The following is a 17,090-nucleotide window of genomic DNA, read 5'->3' as shown; positions in this document are numbered from 1 at the left end:
CGAGTCAGCCGAGACCGGCCATCATCTGTTCGGCGCGGCGCTCGCCCGGGAGATGGCCGCTCAACCGGTGCAGCGTGACAGCGCGGCGGGCACTGTTCCGTGCGCGGTCCCGGCGCCCCAGCCGGAGCTGGATCTCGGCGAGCACCGCCTCGGCATCACCGGCCTGGATCCGATAGCCGAACCGGTCGGCGACCGCGGCCGCCCGGGTTGCCGCGTCGGCTGCCGGCCCGCACCGGCCCAGCACCAGCAACGATCGGGCGACGGTGACCAGGCAGTGCGCGTGCTCGAACTCCGAGCTCGAGGTCGCGGCGAGCTGTTCCGCCGTGCTGGCATCATCGAGCGCTGCGGCGCCGTCACCGGCAGCCAGCCTGACTTCGGCCCGAGCGTCCAGAGCTGCGGCGATCAGCCGATCACTCTGCTGCGCGTTCGCCAGCTTCAGTGCCTGCTCGGCGGCGTCGTAGGCGGCCTCCAGTCGACCGCAGTCGACCTCGAGCGCGGAGCGGCTGGCCCAGGAACTCGCCAGCCCGAGCTGCTGCCGGGTCTCGCACAGCTCGGCCTGGGCCTGATCGAGCTCGGTCCGGGCGATCTCCGGTCGGCCCATCAGCCGGTGGATCTCGCCCAGCGAGCCATGGATCAGGCCCCTGATCACACTCGCCTCGGCCGGCAGCAGGTCGATCGCCCGGCCGAACTGTTCGGCGGCCGTGGCGAGATCGCCCAACTGTCGGGCCGCCTGGCCGAGATTCGTACGCAGGCTGGCCTCGGCTGATGTGTCGCCGAGGCCGCGGTAGATGTCGATCGCGCGCAGCAGCAGTTCCGGTGCGGCACGGAAGTTCCCGCGTTCCATCTGCAACACGGCGAGTTCGTTCCAGGTGGCGCCGGCCACCGCCGGCCAATCGGCCGTCTCGGCCAGGGCGAGCGCGCGATCGGCATGCCGGCCCGCTTCGTCGTAACGGGAGATGCCGCGGTAGGCCTGGGTGCTGCTCAACTCGGCGGCCGCCTCGGCCCGGAGCCGGCCGGCCTGTCGGGCCGAGCGGGCGCCGGCCTCGGCGACGGCGATCCAGTCGTCGGGGTGGCGTTGGTGGAAGAAGTAGGCCCGGAGTGTGTCGGCCAACAGCCAGACCGGGCGATCCGGGTCGAGTACGGCATCGGCAGCGAGCGCTCGTAACTCCGCCCGTTCGACGTCCAACCACTGCAGAGCCGTCGCCGCGCTGTCGAAGCCGGTCTCCGGGTGGGCCGGTGGAACCGTGTCCGGGAGTCGGACCATGGCCGGGACGGCCTGCTCGACGGCACCGGCAGCCGTTGCCAGATACCAGCAGAACAAGGCGTTCCGGGCCGCTGTCGACTCGCTGCGCTCGATCTCCGACGTCCGTCGTTCGGAGGCGTAGCTGCGCAGCAGGTCGTGCAGCCCGTAGCGGAGCCGGCCGGTGCTGGTGAGCATGCCGCGAGCGCACAGTTGATCAAGACGGTTGCGGGCGATGTCGGGCTCGTATCCGGTCAGTGCCGCTGCTGCCGACGGTCCGAAGGTGTCGCCGGGAATCAACGAGAGTAGGCAGAACAGCCGGCGAAGCTCCGGGGCCAGCCGACGCAGTGACAGCTCGAACGCTGCCCGTACCGATACCTCCGGATCGTCGCGGTCCAGATCGAGTGCGGTCAGCCGCGGCGGTCCATGATCATCCCCGAGCAGCTCGGCGACCTGGTCGGCAACCGTGAGATCGGGATGGCCGACCAGTTGGGCGGCCGCGATCCGCGTTGCCAGGGGCAGTCCGGCGCAGAGCCGGACCAACTGATCGACCGCATCGGGCTCGGCGGCGGCGCGTTCCTGGCCGATGATCATCGCGACCAGCCGACGGCCCTCCGCCGGTTCGAGTGCGTTCATCCGGTGGGTGCCGGCCCGGCCGCGGGCCTGCAGTCGGGGCAGAGCGTCCCGGCTGGTGATCATCGTCCGGCTGCCGCCGCTGCCGGGCAGCAACGGGATCAGTTGATCACTGTCAGCGGCGTTGTCCAGCATGATCAACATCCGGCGATCCGCCAACCGGGTCCGGAGCAGCGCCGCGGCCTCATCGACATCGTTCGGCACCTGATCGGCGGGCACCTGCAGAGCGTGCAGCAGGGAGGCCAGTGCGTGATCGACCGACAGCGCCGGAGTGCCGGAGAAGCCGCGCAGGTTGAGATAGAGCTGGCCGTCGGGGAATCGACCGGCGACGCGATGCGCCCAGTGCAGGGCGAGCGCCGTCTTGCCGAATCCGCCGCCGGCGATCAATGCGATCGCCGCCGGTGCGCGGCCATGATCAGCAGACTCCAGCCAATCGTCCAGGGCCGCAAGATCGGACCCCCGGCCGGTGAAGTCGGCGACGTCGGCCGGCAGTTGGCGGGGGACCGCGGGCTCGCTGCCGACTGTCGACTCCGGCGCCGTGGATGAGGATCGTGCCGGCGCCGATCCTGGGGTGCTCGGAGTCAGATCGGGGTCGGAGGCCAGGATCTGCTGCTGCAGCCGATTCAGCGGATCGCCCGGTCGGACCCCCAACTCGTCGTCCAGCCGGTCGTACACCGAGCGGTACACCGCAAGCGCGTCGGCCTGCCGTCCGCTCCGGTAGAGGGAGAGCATCAGCTGTTCGTGCAGGTGCTCGCGGAACGGGTGTGTCCGGACAGCGGCTTCCAGTTCGACGACCAGTTCCACCGCCGGTCGCCCCAGCGCCAGGTCGGCGTCGATCCGGGATTCCTGGACGGCGAGCTGTCGCTCGGTCAGCCGGTCGGCCTCACGGCGTACGGCCTCGCCCGTTGCCGCATCGGTGTAGGCCGCCCCGCGCCACAGGCCGAGTGCGCGGTAGTAGTGGTCGGCGGCCGCTCGGTGATCGGCTCGGCGCATCGCGCCGTCACCCCGTGTCGCCCAGTGCTCGAAGGACAGCCGGTCCAGATCGTCGGTGTCCACCGCCAGCTCATAGCCCGGCGACCGAGTGGCCAGCACGCTACGTCCCCGGTCACCGAAGAGTGACCGGATCCGGGACACGTACCCGTGGATCTGGTTGACCGCGCCGGGCGGTGGCCGGTCGCCCCACAGTTCATCGATCAGCGCATCCACCGAGACCGGGCTGTGGGCGTCGAGGGACAGCCGGGCCAGCAGCGCACGCCATTTCGGCGCACCGATCCGACGCCAGCCGTCGGGTGTCTGTACCTCCAGCGGGCCGAGCACGCGTATCAGCACGGTGTGGTCACTTTCGTGATGTTCCGGGCCGCCTCGCACCGGAGGGTCCGGTCCGAGTGGGGTCTGCGACGCGACTTCAGGTTAACCACAGAACGGGTTCAGCGACTCGTCCGAGGCTGATGCCAACGCGATCGTCGCGTACTGCGGTCGGCAGCCGAATGCCGGCTGCAGGAGAACGAAGGGGTTGATCATGAAGATCGCACGAGCCGCTGCAACAGCAGCGATGGGACTCGCGCTGGCGGCCGGGTCGGTGGCAACGGCGACCGCCGCACCGAGCGCTGACCGGGGAGCGGCACCGACCGAGGCGACCCGAAGCGTGCAGCCGTACGCGTCCTGTCACGTCTATTGGCGCAACACGGCGCACTACGGCGGCTGGACCGCAGGCTACAGCTGGGCCTGGAACAAGATCGTCGGGCCGGGCGCCACCGGGAACCGGGTCAAGGAGATCCAGTGCCTGTTGAAGAAGAACGGCTTCAACCCGGGTTCGGTCGATGGCATCTACGGCAGCAAGACCAAGAAGGCGGTCTGGAATCTGCAGCACTACTGCTCCTGGACCGCGCGCGACGGGATCGTCGGACCCGACACCTGGCGCTGCCTGCGGCTCCGCCCGGTCTGATCACCGGTCGGGCCGGTCCGACCACCGGTCGACGACCATGATCAACAGGGGCGGAGCCCCGTCGGTCAGTGCCGGAACATCCGCCGGACGCCCATCCCGGCGGCCAGCGCGCCGGCGGCAACACCAGTCGCTCCGGCGCCCAGCAGGCCGAGCCGGACGGCCCGCCGATGGGTGCGGAACTCGCGGACCTGCCAGTCCAGTTCCTGGGCGTGCTGGGCCAGCCGTCGATCGGGGTTGACCGCGCACGGATGGCCGACCAGGGACAGCATCGGCAGGTCGTTGTAGGAATCGGAGTAGGCGAAGCAGCGCGCCAGGTCCAGGCCGTGGTCCTCGGCCAGTCGGCGGACCGCATCGGCCTTGGCCGGACCGTGCAGCAACTCGCCGTTGAGGCGTCCGGTGTAGACGCCGTTGATGCTCTCCGGGATCGTCGCCACCGCGCCGGTCAGTCCGAGCCGCTTGGCGATGATCCCGGCCAACTCGATCGGGGCGGCCGTCACCACCCAGACCTGTTGGCCGACGTCGAGGTGGGTCTGGACCAGTGCGCGGGTGCCGGGCCAGATCTTCTGCAGGATCGATTCCTCGTAGATCTCCTCACCCGCAGCGGCCATCTCCTCCACGGTGTGACCGGCGATGAAGGACAACGCGGAATCGCGGGCCTGCTGCATGTGCTGCATGTTCTCCCGGCCGACGATCCGGAAGTAGGTCTGCAACCACAGACCTTTGAGGATCGCACGGGTCGGGAAGAAGCCCCGTTTGTACAGACCGCGGGCAAGGTGGAACATCGACGCACCCTGGATGACGGTGTTGTCCAGGTCGAAGAACGCGGCCGCCCGCGGATCGGGCTTGATCAGCGGCGCCGGAGCGGCTGGCTGGACCCCTGCTTCTTCGGGAGTGGGCGCTTCTTCGGGAGCGTGGGCGGCGTCCGGTGCGGTGGCTGCTTCGGGTGTGGGGGCAGCGGCCGGTGTGGGGGCAGCGGCCGGTGCGGGGGCAGCGGCCGATGCGGGGGGTGCGTCTCGTCGGGGAGTTGCATCCCTGGCGCGGGTCGCGTCCGCTACGGATGGCGCGCCCTGATCAGGGGTCGCACCCTGATCAGGGTCGGGCGTCGTCATGGCGACAACCTTAGTGTGCCGTCGGTCAGCGGCGGACCCTGCCCGGCGACGAGCTCCGCCGGCTCGATCGCCGCTCGTGTTGCGATATCGCCGTTCGGTTTGCGGTCCGGGACGGATGGCGACATGTCTTGCGATATCGCCCTGGGGTGTCGGGCCCGCAGGAACGGATGGCGACATGTGTTGCGATATCGGCGTTCGGCCCGCCGGCTGGCGTCGTCAGGCCTGGGGTGGTCTCAACTGACAGCGGCCGGCATCGCGGATGGTGCGGGCAGGATGCCCGGTGGGCGATGACCACCGCGCGACCCCGGTGGTGTCGGCTGTGGGAGACTCGGGTCATGACCTCCGGTCCTGCGATCGTCGGCGAATCCTCGGCCCGAGTGGTGGTCCTGTCCCGCGACGGCTGCCACCTGTGCGCCGATGCGCTCACGGTGGTGGCCCGGGTCTGCGCCGAGACCGGCGACAGTTACACCGAGGTCGATGTGGACGCCGACCCCGAACTGCGCCGGCAGTACAACGACCAGGTGCCGGTGACCTTCGTGGACGGCCGGCAGCACGACTTCTGGCGGGTCGACGAGACCCGCCTCCGATCGGCACTGGCCGCACCCGGCTGACCCGACCCGACCGCCGGTTCCCGCGCAGATCCGCTGTTCCCGCGCAGGATGGAGCCGCGGCGGGAACGCCAGAACTGCGCGGGAACGCCATCAGGGGTGAGGAGAGGTATGCAGCGCGTCGCGCAGATCATCCGGTTGAAGCCGGAGGCGATCGAGGAGTACAAGAAGATCCACGCCGAGGTCTGGCCAGGGGTGCTGGCCCAGATCGCCGACTCCGGGATCAGGAACTATTCGATCTTTCTGCGTGAGCCGGAACATCTGCTGTTCGCCTACTTCGAATACCACGGCACCGACCTTGCAGCCGACATGGCACGGATGGCTGAGGACCCGACGACCCGGAAGTGGTGGGAGATCACCGATCCGATGCAAGAGCGCCTGGATACCGTCACCGACGACGGTTGGTGGGCGCCCGCCGAGGAGGTCTTCCACACTGATTGACCGGCGGCGGAGCAGTTCGCCGGGAGTTTGTTCTCTCGTTCACAAGCTCCTAGAGTGTGGAGGCGGAGCACACCTGAACTCATCGGAGGCATAACGCACGTGACGCCCTCAGCGCCTCGCTCCGACGACGAGGCATTCGGCCCGCAGGACGTGCAGGCACCGGACGTGCAGCTACGCCCCGACAGGCCGGCATCGGACAAGGGCATTCCCGACGCCACCATCGCGCGGCTGCCGGTGTATCTGCGTACGCTCAGTGTGATCGCCGATGACGGCATCGCCACCATCAGCAGTGGTGAACTGGCCGACGCGGCAGGGGTCAATTCCGCCCAGCTCCGCAAGGATCTTTCCTACCTCGGCACGTACGGGACGCGTGGGGTCGGTTACGACGTGGAGTATCTCCGCTTCCAGATCGGCCGCGAGATCGGGTCGGCTCAGGAGTGGCCGGTGGTGATCGTCGGTCTGGGCAATCTCGGTACGGCGCTGGCCAACTACTCCGGCTTCGGATCGCGCGGATTCAAGATCGCTGCGCTGCTGGACCCGAAGCGGGAACTGATCGGCCGGAAGGTGGTCGGGGTGCCGATCTCCGATCTGGCCGACCTGGAGACGATCGTGCCGAAGACCGCTGCCCGGATCGCGATCATCGCCACCCCGGCGGCCGGCGCCCAACAGGTCTGTGACCGGCTGGTCGCGACCGGTATCCGCAGCATCCTGAATTTTGCGCCGACCGCGTTGGCGGTGCCGCCGGGCGTCAACCTGCGTAAGGTCGATCTTGGCCAGGAGCTGCAGATCCTGGCCTATCACGAGCAGCAGCAGGAGCACCATCTCCCGCCGCCGCGAGGTCAACAGCACCCGTCAGCGAAACAACCACACCCGTCAGAGAAACAACAGGCGACTCCGACCGATGCGGCCGGGTCCGTCACAGCGACATCGCAGAAGGCAACGGCATCGTGAGCATCCTGGTCGTCAGCGTCTCCCACAAGACCACCTCGGTCGAGCAACTGGGGCGGCTGGCGATGGACATCGACACCTCAAGCAAGCTGGCGGTCTCCTTGGCCCGCAGCGAACACATCGACGAAGCCGTCGTGCTGTCGACCTGCAACCGGACCGAGATCTACGCCGAGGTCGGTCGGTTCCACGCCGGGCTGGACGAGATCACCGCACAGCTGGCGAACAGTTGCGGTGTCGAGGTCGCCACCCTGCGGGGGATCTGCTCGGTCTACTTCGACGAGGGTGCCGTCGCGCACGCGTTCAACGTGTCCGGCGGCCTGGACTCGATGGTGATCGGTGAGAGCCAGATCCTCGGCCAGGTGCGGTCCGCGCTCACCTCCTGCCAGCAGGCAGGAACGGTCGGGACGGTGCTGAATTCCCTGTTCCAGCAGGGAATCCGGGTCGGCAAGCGGGTGCAGACCGAGACCGCGATCGGCACCGCCGGCCGTTCCATGATCACCGCCGCGCTGGAGCATTACCAAGATCAACTCGGATCGGTCGCGGGTCGTCGCGCACTGGTCGTCGGCGCCGGATCGATGGCCGGCCTGGCTGCCCGTACGGTGGCCGCCGAGGGCGCCGTCGTGACCACGGTGAACCGGACCTTCGAACGGGCCCAACGGCTGGCCGAGACGATCGCCGGCACGGCCCGGCCGATCAGCGAGCTGAACACCGCCGTCGCCGAAGCCGACCTGGTGATCACCTGCACCGGCGCCAAGGGCGAGGTGCTGTCGGTCGACATGGTGCGCGACACCGAGATCGGAGCAGTGATCGACCTGGCGCTGCCCGCCGACGCCGACCCGGCGATCGCGGAGCTGATGCCATTGATCAATCTCGATCTGCTGTTGCGTTCCGGCGGTGAGCGAGCGACCACCCGCGAGGTGGACGCTGCCCGGGAACTGGTCCGGCTCGAGGTCGCCGACTTCCTGGCCCGTCGGCGGGCCGCCCAGGTCACGCCGACCGTGGTGGCGCTGCGGTCGATGGCCGCCGACGTCACCGCCGCCGAGCTCCGCCGGCTGGACGGTCGGCTTCCCGAACTGGGGCCGAAGGAACGCGACGAGATCGCCCGGACCGTGCACCGGGTCGCGGACAAGTTGCTGCACCACCCGACTGTCCGGGTCCGCGAATTCGCTGCCAACCAAGGCCAGGTCGACTACGCCGCGGCGCTGCGCGAACTGTTCGCACTCGACCCGCAGGCCGTTGCGGCGGTGATGTCCGCCGAGGCCGCGACCGGGATCGAGCCCGGCGCAGAGGATCAACCTGGACTCGATCAACCAGGATTCGATCAACCGGGTCAGCGAGAGCCGGTATGAATGCGGCTGCGGCCACCAACGGCAGGGTGAGGATCGGCGCCCGACGGTCGCCGTTGGCCCGCGCCCAGGTCGATCTGGTCGCGAACGCGTTGGCCGAGCAGGGTGTCGAGGTCGAGTTCGTACCGATCCGGACCCAGGGCGACATCGACCGCCGGCAGTTGACGCAGATCGGCGGCACCGGGGTGTTCACCGCGGCGGTCCGTGATGCGCTGTTGGACGGATCGATCGATGTCGCGGTGCACTCCTGCAAGGACCTGCCGACCGCGTCGGTCGACGGGCTGCAGGTGATCGCCTACCCGGCGCGGGAGGACACCCGTGACGTTCTGGTCGTCAATGATCCGAGCATTCTCGGCCTGCTCACGGGGTCGGCGGCGGCCGGTGACGGTCGCCGAGTGCTGATCGGCACCGGTGCGCCACGACGGGAGGTCCAGTTGCAGCAATTGGCGGCCGAGCATGGCCTGGTGCTGGACATCGAGCCGATCCGCGGCAACGTCGACACCCGGCTGGAGCAGGTCCGCAGCGGTCGCTTCGACGGCACCGTACTGGCTGCTGCCGGTCTCAGCCGGCTCGGTCGTTTCGACCCGGGCAGTGAATCGTCTGCGGCCGCCGCGACGGGCGGAGGGCTGACGATCGGCGGGCTGCCGGCGACCGTGCTGCCTCATGATCGACTTCTGCCCGCGCCGGGGCAGGGTGCACTCGCCGTCGAGACGACGACGGATCTCGATTCGCAGATTGAGCGCGTTTTGACTAGGCTCGACGACGCTGCCACCAGGGCGGAAGTCCTTGCCGAACGGCGATTCCTCGCGGTTCTCGAGGCCGGTTGTACTGCCCCGGTGGGGGCGCGTGCCGAGGTCAGCTCAGCACCCGCCGACGGCCACGATGGACGGGCCGTCCGGTATCCGGGCGCCGATTTGACTCTCGTCGCGGTTATTGGGAAAACGAGAGGGGACGATCAGGCAGAGCGTTCCGCGGAGGGGATCGCGGACCTGGCCGGAGCCGACATCTCGGAGGGTGGATCCGACCCGAAGGATCCATCGCGTGAACGGGATCGATTGAGCAATCGGGGACGACTGGTCATGGTGAGCGGTCGAGGTTCGACAGCCGATCCGGCCGAGCTCGGAGGCCGGCTGGCAGAGCTGGCGCTCAGCCAGGTGGATCGTTCCGAGTTCGGATTGCCTGACAGCACGACGTAACAACGCAGAGCCGTACCGACAACCGAAGAGTAGAGCAGCAGAGCCAGGAAGCTTCGCCGACCGCGACCACACCGGCTGCGGACACATGCGGGGCACCGGCAGGAACAGAACGCGAGAAATGCCAGTGAGCACATCGTCGGCCCGCAAGCCTCGGACGTCCTTGTCGACGTCCGGCATCGCCAATTCAAGCACTGCTGCCCCGGCCGCCCGGGGGCGGGTGATCTTCGTCGGTACCGGTCCGGGCGACCCCGATCTGTTGACCCTCGGTGCGATCGCCGCACTGGGTGAGGCCAATGCCGTCATCCTGGACACCGAGCGGCAGCGCGAGATCCTCAAGCATCCGTCGATCAAGCTCGCCGACGGCGCCGCCGTGTCGATCCTCGGTCTGTCCGAGGCAGGCAAGCCGCTGCCGCCGTCGGCGCGGGCCAAGACCGTGATCAAGCACGCCGGTGCCGGATCCCGAGTGGTCCGGCTGGTCAGCGGTGATCCGTTCCTGGACAACGCGGTCTCCGATGAGGCCGCGGCCTGCGTCCGCGGCGGTGTCGACTTCGAGGTCGTCCCCGGTGTCAGCAGCCTGACAGCCGTCCCCGAATACGCCGGCGTCGCGCTGAACAATGCCGGCGGCGTGCACTTCGTGTCCGCCACCGAGGGCCGCTTCGCCAAGACCGCGGCCGCCGAATGGGTGAGCGCGGCGACCCTGGTGGTCAGCACCCGGGTCGGGATGGTCAACGACTTCGTCGACGTCGCCACCTCGGTCGGCCGGGAGGCCGCCGAACCGGCACTGATCACACTGCACGGTGGCAGTACCGAGCAGATCAGCATTGCCACCACGCTCGGCAATGTGGCGGCCGAGGTCGACTCCGCGGCGGGGGAGCCGAGCGACCTGATCCACATCACGCTCGGAGCCGCGGTGCAGGACCGGGACGCGCTGAGCTGGTATGAGACCAAGCCGCTGTTCGGCTGGCGGGTGCTGGTGCCCCGCACCAAGGACCAGGCCGTCGCGATGACCGCCCGGCTGCGGACCTACGGCGCGCACAGCGAGGAGGTTCCGACGATCTCGGTCGAGCCGCCGCGCAGCCCGCAACAGATGGACAAGGCCGTACGGGGCCTGGTCGAGGGCCGCTACGAGTGGGTCGCCTTCACCTCGGTGAACGCGGTCCGCGCCGTGCGGGAGAAGTTCGAGCAGTACGGGCTGGACGCCCGGGCCTTCTCCGGGCTCAAGGTCGCCGCGGTCGGGGAGACCACCTCGGCAGCCCTGCAGGCGTGGGGGATCGAGGCCGACCTGGTGCCGAGCGAGGAACAGTCCTCGGCCGGTCTGGCTGCCGAGTGGCCGCCGTACGACGAGGTGCTGGATCCGATCAATCGGGTCTTCCTGCCGCGTGCCGACATCGCCACCGAGACGCTGTCCGCCGCGCTGACCGAGCTCGGCTGGGAGGTCGAGGACGTCACCGCCTACCGGACCGTCCGAGCCGCACCGCCGGCCGCCCCGGTGCGCGAGGCGATCAAGACCGGCAAGTTCGACGCGGTCGTCTTCACCTCCTCCTCGACGGTCCGCAACCTGGTGGGGATCGCCGGCAAGCCGCACACCACGACGATCATCGCCGCGATCGGCCCGGCAACCGCCAAGACCTGCGAGGAACACGGCCTCCGCGTCGACGTGGTGGCCAGCAAGCCGTCGGCCCTGGAACTGGCCGACGCCCTGGCCGGCTTCGCCGCAAACCGGCGGGACACCCTGGTAGCCGAAGGCCAACCGGTCACCAAGCCCTCCCAACGCAAGACGTCCCGCCGCCGCTCCTCCTGACCCAGGCCCGCAGGGGCCCAGGGGAGGTGCGTGCGCATGATGTATCAAGGTTGCGCACGTTCCCGCGGTGATTTGTGGTGTCTAACCTCGACGGGTCCTGGCTCAAGGCCGGGAGCTGCCACCGGGACGCAGCCGGTCAGGGTTGGACGCGCTCGATGCGGACGACCTCGGTGGTCGAGTTTCCGTCGGTGTAGCGGACGGGCATGCCCGGGTGATCGAGGGCGAACCAGAACCTCATCGGCGGCTCCCCGGCAATCTCGTACCGCAGACAATCGAGTGTGCCGAGCGGGGAAGCGATCGTGTCCTGGACCCGGGTCGTGAAATCGGACGGGAACGCCGCATGGGCTTGCAGGTCCCGCCAACTGACGCGCGAGGTCAAGGAATCGCCGTCGAACTGCCGGGTCAGGGTGACGCCGTCGGCGTCCCCGGCATCGAACCGCTGAACCGACTCGCTGACCTCACCGGCTTCGGTGGTGCGGATGAACACCGTGTGCCCGTCGGGGCAGCCGGCACGTATCTGCTCGGCGGTGAACGGGGTCGGCGCCAGCCCCGGGCCGAGCACGTACGGGTCGTCCATGCCAGCAGGATATGGCCAGGAGGATATGGCCAGGAGGATATGGCCAGCAGTCGGATGGCGCCCGGAATGTTGTGTTCCGGGGCTCGCAGATGTCACCACGGCAGTTGGCGGGGATCGGGCCAGCAGTGAGCAGCCGTGAAGTCGCGAAGAACGGCTGCCAAGCCGACCGGGAAGACCATCTCGTCGGTGTCGGCCAACGCGGCCAGCGGCCACCAGCGATGCCGGTCCAGGGCGCGACGTTCGTGCTCCTCCATGCCAGCCGTCGAGACCGCCGTCGACGGGGCCCTGGTGACGAACACGTCGTCGCGCATCGGGCCGGTCAGCTCACCGACGGTTCCGTCGCCCTCGGTGTGGGCCAGTGCGGTGAGTGACGTCTGATCGACCGCAATGCCGGTCTCCTCGGCCAGTTCACGCACCGCGGCGGCCGTGAGGTCCTCGTTGTGCTCGACTCCGCCACCGGGCAGGAACCACGCCAGGTCGACACCCGGCACCGACCGCCGGAACCGGGCGTGCAACAACAGCACCCGATCCTCGGCGTCGAGCACCGCGACCCGAGCTGATCGGCGGACGTACATCACCGTCATTGTGCCCGCCGCGAGCAACTCGAGGTACGGGGACCTGTGCCGAGAGTGTTCGGGCTCGGGCGAAGAGGGTTGTCGCCGCGGCACCGCAGATCGAAGGATCGGGACGGACGCCCCGAGCGAACTCAGGGAGATCGCATGCCGACCGAGCATGACACATCGTTCTCGCGGCGAGCCATCGCACTGGCCGTCGCCACACTCACCGTGGGCGTTCGGTCTTCTGACGGCCGTGAGCGTCCCAGCATCAGCCGATGAGGGTCGCGCGCGCAAGGGCGGACGACGCGCGGCAGTACTGCGTCCTCGTCGTCGGAAAGGCCGCGGCGGGCGAGATCACGACCATCTACGGCGACGCCGGCCCCTGCGATTTCGAGGGCTACAGCATCCGGATCACGGACAGCGACTGGCGCAACACGATCTCCAGCTTCAGCACCCGCGCCGGCTGTAACGCGGTCATCGGCCGGGATACCCAGTCGTTCAGTGGCCTGTCCTGGTCCTGGGGGACCCGAACGCCGACACCCTCGACATCGACTACGTCGGGTCGACCATGAACGACCGGATCGAGTCGTTCTCGATCTGGCAGAACTGAACTCCTTGTCGCAGGTCAGCCGTCCGTAGCCGACTGCTCCTGCAGCTCGGCCAACAGATGGACGTCGTCGCGGGTGGTGGAGTAGAGCCGGCCGTAGGCGTCGAAGAGTTGGTCGTAGACCTCGCGGGTCTGCGGGTTCGGCCGGATGGTCTGCTGCACCCGGGCCCAGTCGGTGTCGGCCGCAACCAGGCCGGTACCGATCGCGGCCATCAGCGCGTCGCCGTACGCCGCGCCGATCGTCTCGGCGGGAACATCCTGCGGCAGCCTGGTGACGTCGGAGACGATCTGGGTCCACAGGCCACCCTGGGTGCCGCCGCCGACGGCGACCAGTCGCCGTTCGGTCGTGCCCTGCTCGACCTCGCCGAGGAAGCCGACGATCTGCCGGATGCCGTACGCGATGCCCTCGTAGGCGGCCCGGAACAGGTGACCGCGGCCGTGTCGCAGGGACAGTCCGGCGACCACACCACGGGCCCGCGGGTCGAAGATCGGTGTCCGCTCGCCGGCGAAGTAGGGCAACATCAGCAGCCCGTCCGATCCCGGCGGCACCTCGCGGGCTTCGGCCACCAGGGTGGAGAAATCGACGTCACCGGTCAGCTGCTGCAGCCACTGGGTGAGGCTGCCCGAGGTCGCCATCCCGGCCGCCAGTGTGTACTGATCGCGGTCCACGCCGTTGGTCGTCCACAGCATGTCGTGGCCGGCGTAGTCGCCGAGCACCTGGACGAAGAACATCGTCGAGCCGTACATCAGCATCAGGTCGCCGGGACGACGGACGCCGGCGCCGAAGGCTTCCGACCAGGCGTCGATGGTGCCCGCACTGACCGGCGTGCCTTCGGCCAATCCGGTCTCGGCTGCTGCGGCCGCGGAGATCGTGCCGATCACCTCGGTCGGCCATACCAGCCGCGGCAGCTCGACGTCGGGAGCAAGATCACCGGCCCAGTCGTCGATCCAGCTCCGGCGGTGCATGTCGTACAGCGGATCGGATTGACTGGCGGTCTGGTGATCGGCGACGTACTCGCCGGTCAGCCGGAAGGCCAGCCACGAGTTGGAGTTGAAGATCTTCCTGGTGTCGGCCCAGACCTCGGGTTCGTTCTTCGCCAGCCAGGCCAGCTTCGGCCCGACCGACTGGGTGGACAGCACCTTGCCGCAGCGTCGGAAGATCTGCTCCGAGCCGTAGCGGTCGGACAGCTCCTCGATCTCGCTGGTCGCGCGCATGTCGATGCCGTACATGATCGCCGGCCGCAGCGGCCGCCCGTCGGCGTCGGTGGCCAGCACGCAGGGCCCGATGCCGCTGACGCAGACGCCGACGATGCGGCTGCCCTGCTGGTCGGCGGCCTCGGCGAGTTCCCGGCTGATGTCGACGATGTCCGACCACCAGATCTGGTCCGCATCCATCTCCGCCCACCCCGGCCGGGGCAGCGACAGCGCATGCTCGCGCACCGTCTTCGCCACGATCTGCCCGGTCGGGGTGGCCAGCAGGCCCTTCGTGCTGGCGGTCCCGACATCGATGCCCAGGAGGACCTCGGTCACCTTCGACTCCTTCTGTGTGCCCTCATCGTGGATTGTTCCAGGTGTCCTGCAGTGTTCCAGGCTGATGATCAGTGCTGCCGGGCACCCTTCTCGTCCTGCGGCACCTTGAGGAACCCGACCAGCACGAACGCGACCGCATAGAGCCCGACGAAGGCCCAGACCACGGCGGCATTGCTGTCGGTGAACAGCTGCACCAGCTTGACCACGCCGGCACCGGAGAACGCGGCGCCGCCGGCTGCGGTGGTGTACATGGCCATCGCCGCGCCCTTGTGGTCGGGTGTCAGGTTGGGCATGATCGCGCCCATCGGCACGAACCCGGCGAGCATGATGCCGAACAGCACGCCGGCGATCACCGACAACACGAAGCTGACATCGCTGTGCGGCAACAGATTCGGCACATACCACCACAGCAACAGTCCGGCGGCGGAGCCGAAGACACCGAACCAGCGGACCGTACGCACCCAGCCGAACTTGTCGCCGATGTTGCCGAAGACCGCATTCAACAAGATGTTGCCGGCGTAGACGCAGACTGTCATGGCCAACCAGCGGGATTGCCCGTAGCCGAGTTGAGTGGCGATCACGGCCGGCATGATCACGAACATCCCGAACTCGGGTGAGGTGTTGATCAAGCGGACCAGGAAGCCCATGAAGATCTTCGGATTCGATGCGGCCAGCCGGACGCCGCTCAGCACAACCCTGTTGGCCGACTCGTCGGCCGGGGCCAGTCGCCGGCGGCCGGTGCGTTCCTGGACGCCGATCATGACGATCATGAAGCCCAGCACGACCAGGCCGGAGCCGCTGATCATGGCACCGATCTCGCCGGTGTTGCCGCCACCGAAGATCGGGATGAAGATCAAGGCGTACAGCGATCCCAGCGTCGGCAGACCGCCGGTGAACATCACGTAGAACCAGCCGACCGCGGCGCCGTTGCGCTTCACGTCGGCGACGGCGTTCACCCAGACCAGGAACGAGAAGGCGAAGAGGGGATAGCCGAAGCCGCGCAGGAAGTAGGTGATCAGCGACAGCGGCTCGGAGTGCAGCACGGCCAGTGAGACCACGAACAAGGCTTCGAAGACGACCCAGATCGCAAAGCCCAGCATCATGATCTTGCGCGGCCCGAACAGATCGGACAGTGCTCCGGACAGATAGGAGCCGATGATCACCGAGATGCCGTACATCGCGATGATCGTCGATGCAGCGCCGATGTTGTCGGTGCCGTTGCCGAGTTCGGTGGCGATCAACGGCGAGATGAAGTTGGACTCGACGCCGTGGCCGGTCATGAAGATCAGGACGCCGAGGAACCCCCAGCGCAGCACGTGCGGGATGCCGAGCCGGCCGAGAAAACCTCGGTAGTCCGCGCCCGCGGACTCGTTGACGGTGGTGGGTGTCGGAGACGTCATTGTCGGTCCTCTCTCAGGGCAGTAGTGAGACCTTGATCGATTTCGCTCCGTCGGAGACGAGGTCGAGTCCTTCTTGGAACTTGTCCAGCGGGAGTTGGTGGGTGCAGATCTTGTCCAGGGGCAGCACACCGGACTCGAGCATCTTGATCGCTGCCGGCCAGGTATGCGGGCCGAGGTGAGCACCGAGAACGTTCAACTCCTTGTCATCGGAGATGATCGACCAGTCCACCGTCACATCGGAACCGAACACGCTGTACTCCACATAGGTGCCCAGCTTCCGCAACAGATTCAGCCCCTGCGGCACCGCCGACGGATGACCGGTGCCCTCGATGTAGACATCGGCGCCGTACCCATCGGTCAGGTCCTTGACCGCCTGCACCGCATCGGTCTCGGCGATGTTGAACGTCAGATCGGCCCCACACTGTTTGGCCAACTCCAGCTTGTTCGGCGCAACATCCAACGCGATCACCCGCAACGGATTCTTCGCCTTCGCCCCCGCGATCATCCCCAACCCGATCGGCCCGGCACCGGCCACCACCACCGTGTCGTCGAAAGTGATGTTGGCCCGTTCCACCGCATGCAACGAACACGACAACGGCTCCACGAACGCCGCATGCGCCGGCGGCAGATCCTTGCTGATCTTGTGCACCAACGCCGCAGTCGAATACACCATGTACTCCGCCATCGCCCCCGGATTGGCCCGCTTGAACCCATGCATGTCATGCGGCCCACACATCCAGTACTGCCCCCGCACGCAGTACCGACACTCCCAACACGGCACGATCTGCTCCGCCGTCACCCGATCACCGATCTCGACCCCCCGAGCCTGCAGCGCCTGCTCATCGCCCTGCACCACAATGCCGACGAACTCATGACCCGGCACCACCTCGGTCTCGGCCCACGCCGGACGATTCGCATCACCCCAGAACTTCGCCGCCCCGTGATAACACTTCAAATCACTGGCACAGATCCCGACCGCCTCGACCCTGACCAACAACTCACCCGGCCCCGGCTTCGGCACATCGATCTCTTCCAGGGTGTAATTCTCCGGGCCATGACAGATGACCGCTTTCATCCGCTCCGGGATGTCGACCATGACAATCTCCTCACCGGCCGGTCGTCGACGACCGGCTCATCCGACACCGAATCAGG

Annotated in this window: 15 protein-coding genes; 8 read left to right on the top strand and 7 right to left on the bottom strand. The window is 68.1% G+C overall.

Going from position 1 to position 17,090, the window contains the following annotated elements; all coding sequences use genetic code 11:
• Window positions 1–4: 4 nt before the first annotated feature.
• The gene (locus BLU38_RS09750; protein ID WP_172836107.1) at window positions 5–3,202 is read right to left on the bottom strand and encodes an AfsR/SARP family transcriptional regulator; all 3,198 of its coding nucleotides are present in this window, start codon (window positions 3,200–3,202) and stop codon (window positions 5–7) included.
• 190 nt (window positions 3,203–3,392) lie between these two features.
• Here BLU38_RS09750 and BLU38_RS09745 point away from each other — a divergent pair, with 190 nt between their 5' ends.
• Window positions 3,393–3,818 carry a peptidoglycan-binding domain-containing protein gene (locus BLU38_RS09745; RefSeq protein ID WP_091523653.1) on the top strand — a complete coding sequence of 142 codons (426 nt, stop codon included), beginning with the start codon at window positions 3,393–3,395 and terminating at the stop codon, window positions 3,816–3,818.
• Between the two features lie 65 nt (window positions 3,819–3,883).
• Here the strand turns inward: BLU38_RS09745 and BLU38_RS09740 are convergent, their stop codons facing one another.
• A complete protein-coding gene (locus tag BLU38_RS09740; protein WP_091523650.1) occupies window positions 3,884–4,927 on the bottom strand; it encodes an HAD family hydrolase in 1,044 nt (347 codons plus the stop codon).
• 335 nt (window positions 4,928–5,262) lie between these two features.
• On the opposite strand from BLU38_RS09740, the gene BLU38_RS09735 reads away from it, so the two are divergent.
• The 6 genes from BLU38_RS09735 to BLU38_RS09710 all read left to right on the top strand — a co-directional run bounded on the left by BLU38_RS09735 (window position 5,263) and on the right by BLU38_RS09710 (window position 11,267).
• Window positions 5,263–5,538 carry a glutaredoxin family protein gene (locus BLU38_RS09735; protein WP_091523647.1) on the top strand — a complete coding sequence of 92 codons (276 nt, stop codon included), beginning with the start codon at window positions 5,263–5,265 and terminating at the stop codon, window positions 5,536–5,538.
• 108 nt (window positions 5,539–5,646) lie between these two features.
• Window positions 5,647–5,976, top strand: coding sequence for an L-rhamnose mutarotase (locus BLU38_RS09730; RefSeq protein WP_091523644.1), 330 nt, complete (start codon window positions 5,647–5,649; stop codon window positions 5,974–5,976).
• A gap of 165 nt (window positions 5,977–6,141) precedes the next feature.
• Window positions 6,142–6,927, top strand: a complete 786-nt coding sequence (locus tag BLU38_RS09725; protein WP_091532201.1) for a redox-sensing transcriptional repressor Rex — start codon at window positions 6,142–6,144, stop codon at window positions 6,925–6,927.
• Window positions 6,924–8,273: a glutamyl-tRNA reductase gene (locus BLU38_RS09720; RefSeq protein WP_091523641.1), complete on the top strand. Its 1,350-nt coding sequence runs from the start codon at window positions 6,924–6,926 to the stop codon at window positions 8,271–8,273. The genes BLU38_RS09725 and BLU38_RS09720 overlap by 4 nt, the downstream gene beginning before the upstream one ends.
• The gene (gene hemC, locus BLU38_RS09715) at window positions 8,270–9,466 is read left to right on the top strand and encodes a hydroxymethylbilane synthase (RefSeq protein WP_091523638.1); all 1,197 of its coding nucleotides are present in this window, start codon (window positions 8,270–8,272) and stop codon (window positions 9,464–9,466) included. Before BLU38_RS09720 ends, hemC begins: the two co-directional genes overlap by 4 nt.
• 124 nt (window positions 9,467–9,590) lie before the next feature.
• Entirely contained in the window at window positions 9,591–11,267 is a 1,677-nt protein-coding gene (locus BLU38_RS09710) for a bifunctional uroporphyrinogen-III C-methyltransferase/uroporphyrinogen-III synthase (RefSeq protein WP_231920256.1), read from the top strand.
• A gap of 136 nt (window positions 11,268–11,403) precedes the next feature.
• On the opposite strand, the gene BLU38_RS09705 is transcribed toward BLU38_RS09710, so the two are convergent.
• Window positions 11,404–11,844, bottom strand: coding sequence for a hypothetical protein (locus BLU38_RS09705; RefSeq protein WP_091523630.1), 441 nt, complete (start codon window positions 11,842–11,844; stop codon window positions 11,404–11,406).
• A 92-nt stretch (window positions 11,845–11,936) separates the two neighbouring features.
• Window positions 11,937–12,419 carry an NUDIX hydrolase gene (locus tag BLU38_RS09700; RefSeq protein ID WP_157683341.1) on the bottom strand — a complete coding sequence of 161 codons (483 nt, stop codon included), beginning with the start codon at window positions 12,417–12,419 and terminating at the stop codon, window positions 11,937–11,939.
• A 257-nt stretch (window positions 12,420–12,676) separates the two neighbouring features.
• On the opposite strand from BLU38_RS09700, the gene BLU38_RS09695 reads away from it, so the two are divergent.
• A complete protein-coding gene (locus BLU38_RS09695; RefSeq protein ID WP_091523624.1) occupies window positions 12,677–12,973 on the top strand; it encodes a hypothetical protein in 297 nt (98 codons plus the stop codon).
• 53 nt (window positions 12,974–13,026) lie between these two features.
• On the opposite strand, the gene BLU38_RS09690 is transcribed toward BLU38_RS09695, so the two are convergent.
• The 3 genes from BLU38_RS09690 to BLU38_RS09680 form a co-directional block, all read right to left on the bottom strand.
• Window positions 13,027–14,538 (bottom strand): FGGY-family carbohydrate kinase, encoded by a 1,512-nt coding sequence (locus BLU38_RS09690; protein WP_091523620.1) that lies wholly within the window; start codon window positions 14,536–14,538, stop codon window positions 13,027–13,029.
• A gap of 68 nt (window positions 14,539–14,606) precedes the next feature.
• Window positions 14,607–15,938: an RbtT/DalT/CsbX family MFS transporter gene (locus BLU38_RS09685; protein ID WP_091523616.1), complete on the bottom strand. Its 1,332-nt coding sequence runs from the start codon at window positions 15,936–15,938 to the stop codon at window positions 14,607–14,609.
• A 13-nt stretch (window positions 15,939–15,951) separates the two neighbouring features.
• Window positions 15,952–17,034: a zinc-binding dehydrogenase gene (locus BLU38_RS09680; protein ID WP_091523613.1), complete on the bottom strand. Its 1,083-nt coding sequence runs from the start codon at window positions 17,032–17,034 to the stop codon at window positions 15,952–15,954.
• Between the last annotated feature and the right edge of the window lie 56 nt (window positions 17,035–17,090).

The organism is Microlunatus soli (genome assembly GCF_900105385.1).
GTDB lineage: Bacteria > Actinomycetota > Actinomycetes > Propionibacteriales > Propionibacteriaceae > Microlunatus > Microlunatus soli.
This window is presented reverse-complemented; position numbering and strand designations above follow the sequence as displayed.

Excerpts from the sequence above, each read along its gene's own strand:
- BLU38_RS09745 (WP_091523653.1), top strand. The coding sequence starts at position 3,393 with ATGAAGATCGCACGAGCCGCTGCAACAGCAGCGATGGGACTCGCGCTG.
- BLU38_RS09740 (WP_091523650.1), bottom strand. The coding sequence starts at position 4,927 with ATGACGACGCCCGACCCTGATCAGGGTGCGACCCCTGATCAGGGCGCG.
- BLU38_RS09735 (WP_091523647.1), top strand. The coding sequence starts at position 5,263 with ATGACCTCCGGTCCTGCGATCGTCGGCGAATCCTCGGCCCGAGTGGTG.
- BLU38_RS09730 (WP_091523644.1), top strand. The coding sequence starts at position 5,647 with ATGCAGCGCGTCGCGCAGATCATCCGGTTGAAGCCGGAGGCGATCGAG.
- hemC (WP_091523638.1), top strand. The coding sequence starts at position 8,270 with ATGAATGCGGCTGCGGCCACCAACGGCAGGGTGAGGATCGGCGCCCGA.
- BLU38_RS09705 (WP_091523630.1), bottom strand. The coding sequence starts at position 11,844 with ATGGACGACCCGTACGTGCTCGGCCCGGGGCTGGCGCCGACCCCGTTC.
- BLU38_RS09700 (WP_157683341.1), bottom strand. The coding sequence starts at position 12,419 with ATGTACGTCCGCCGATCAGCTCGGGTCGCGGTGCTCGACGCCGAGGAT.
- BLU38_RS09695 (WP_091523624.1), top strand. The coding sequence starts at position 12,677 with ATGAGGGTCGCGCGCGCAAGGGCGGACGACGCGCGGCAGTACTGCGTC.
- BLU38_RS09685 (WP_091523616.1), bottom strand. The coding sequence starts at position 15,938 with ATGACGTCTCCGACACCCACCACCGTCAACGAGTCCGCGGGCGCGGAC.
- BLU38_RS09680 (WP_091523613.1), bottom strand. The coding sequence starts at position 17,034 with ATGGTCGACATCCCGGAGCGGATGAAAGCGGTCATCTGTCATGGCCCG.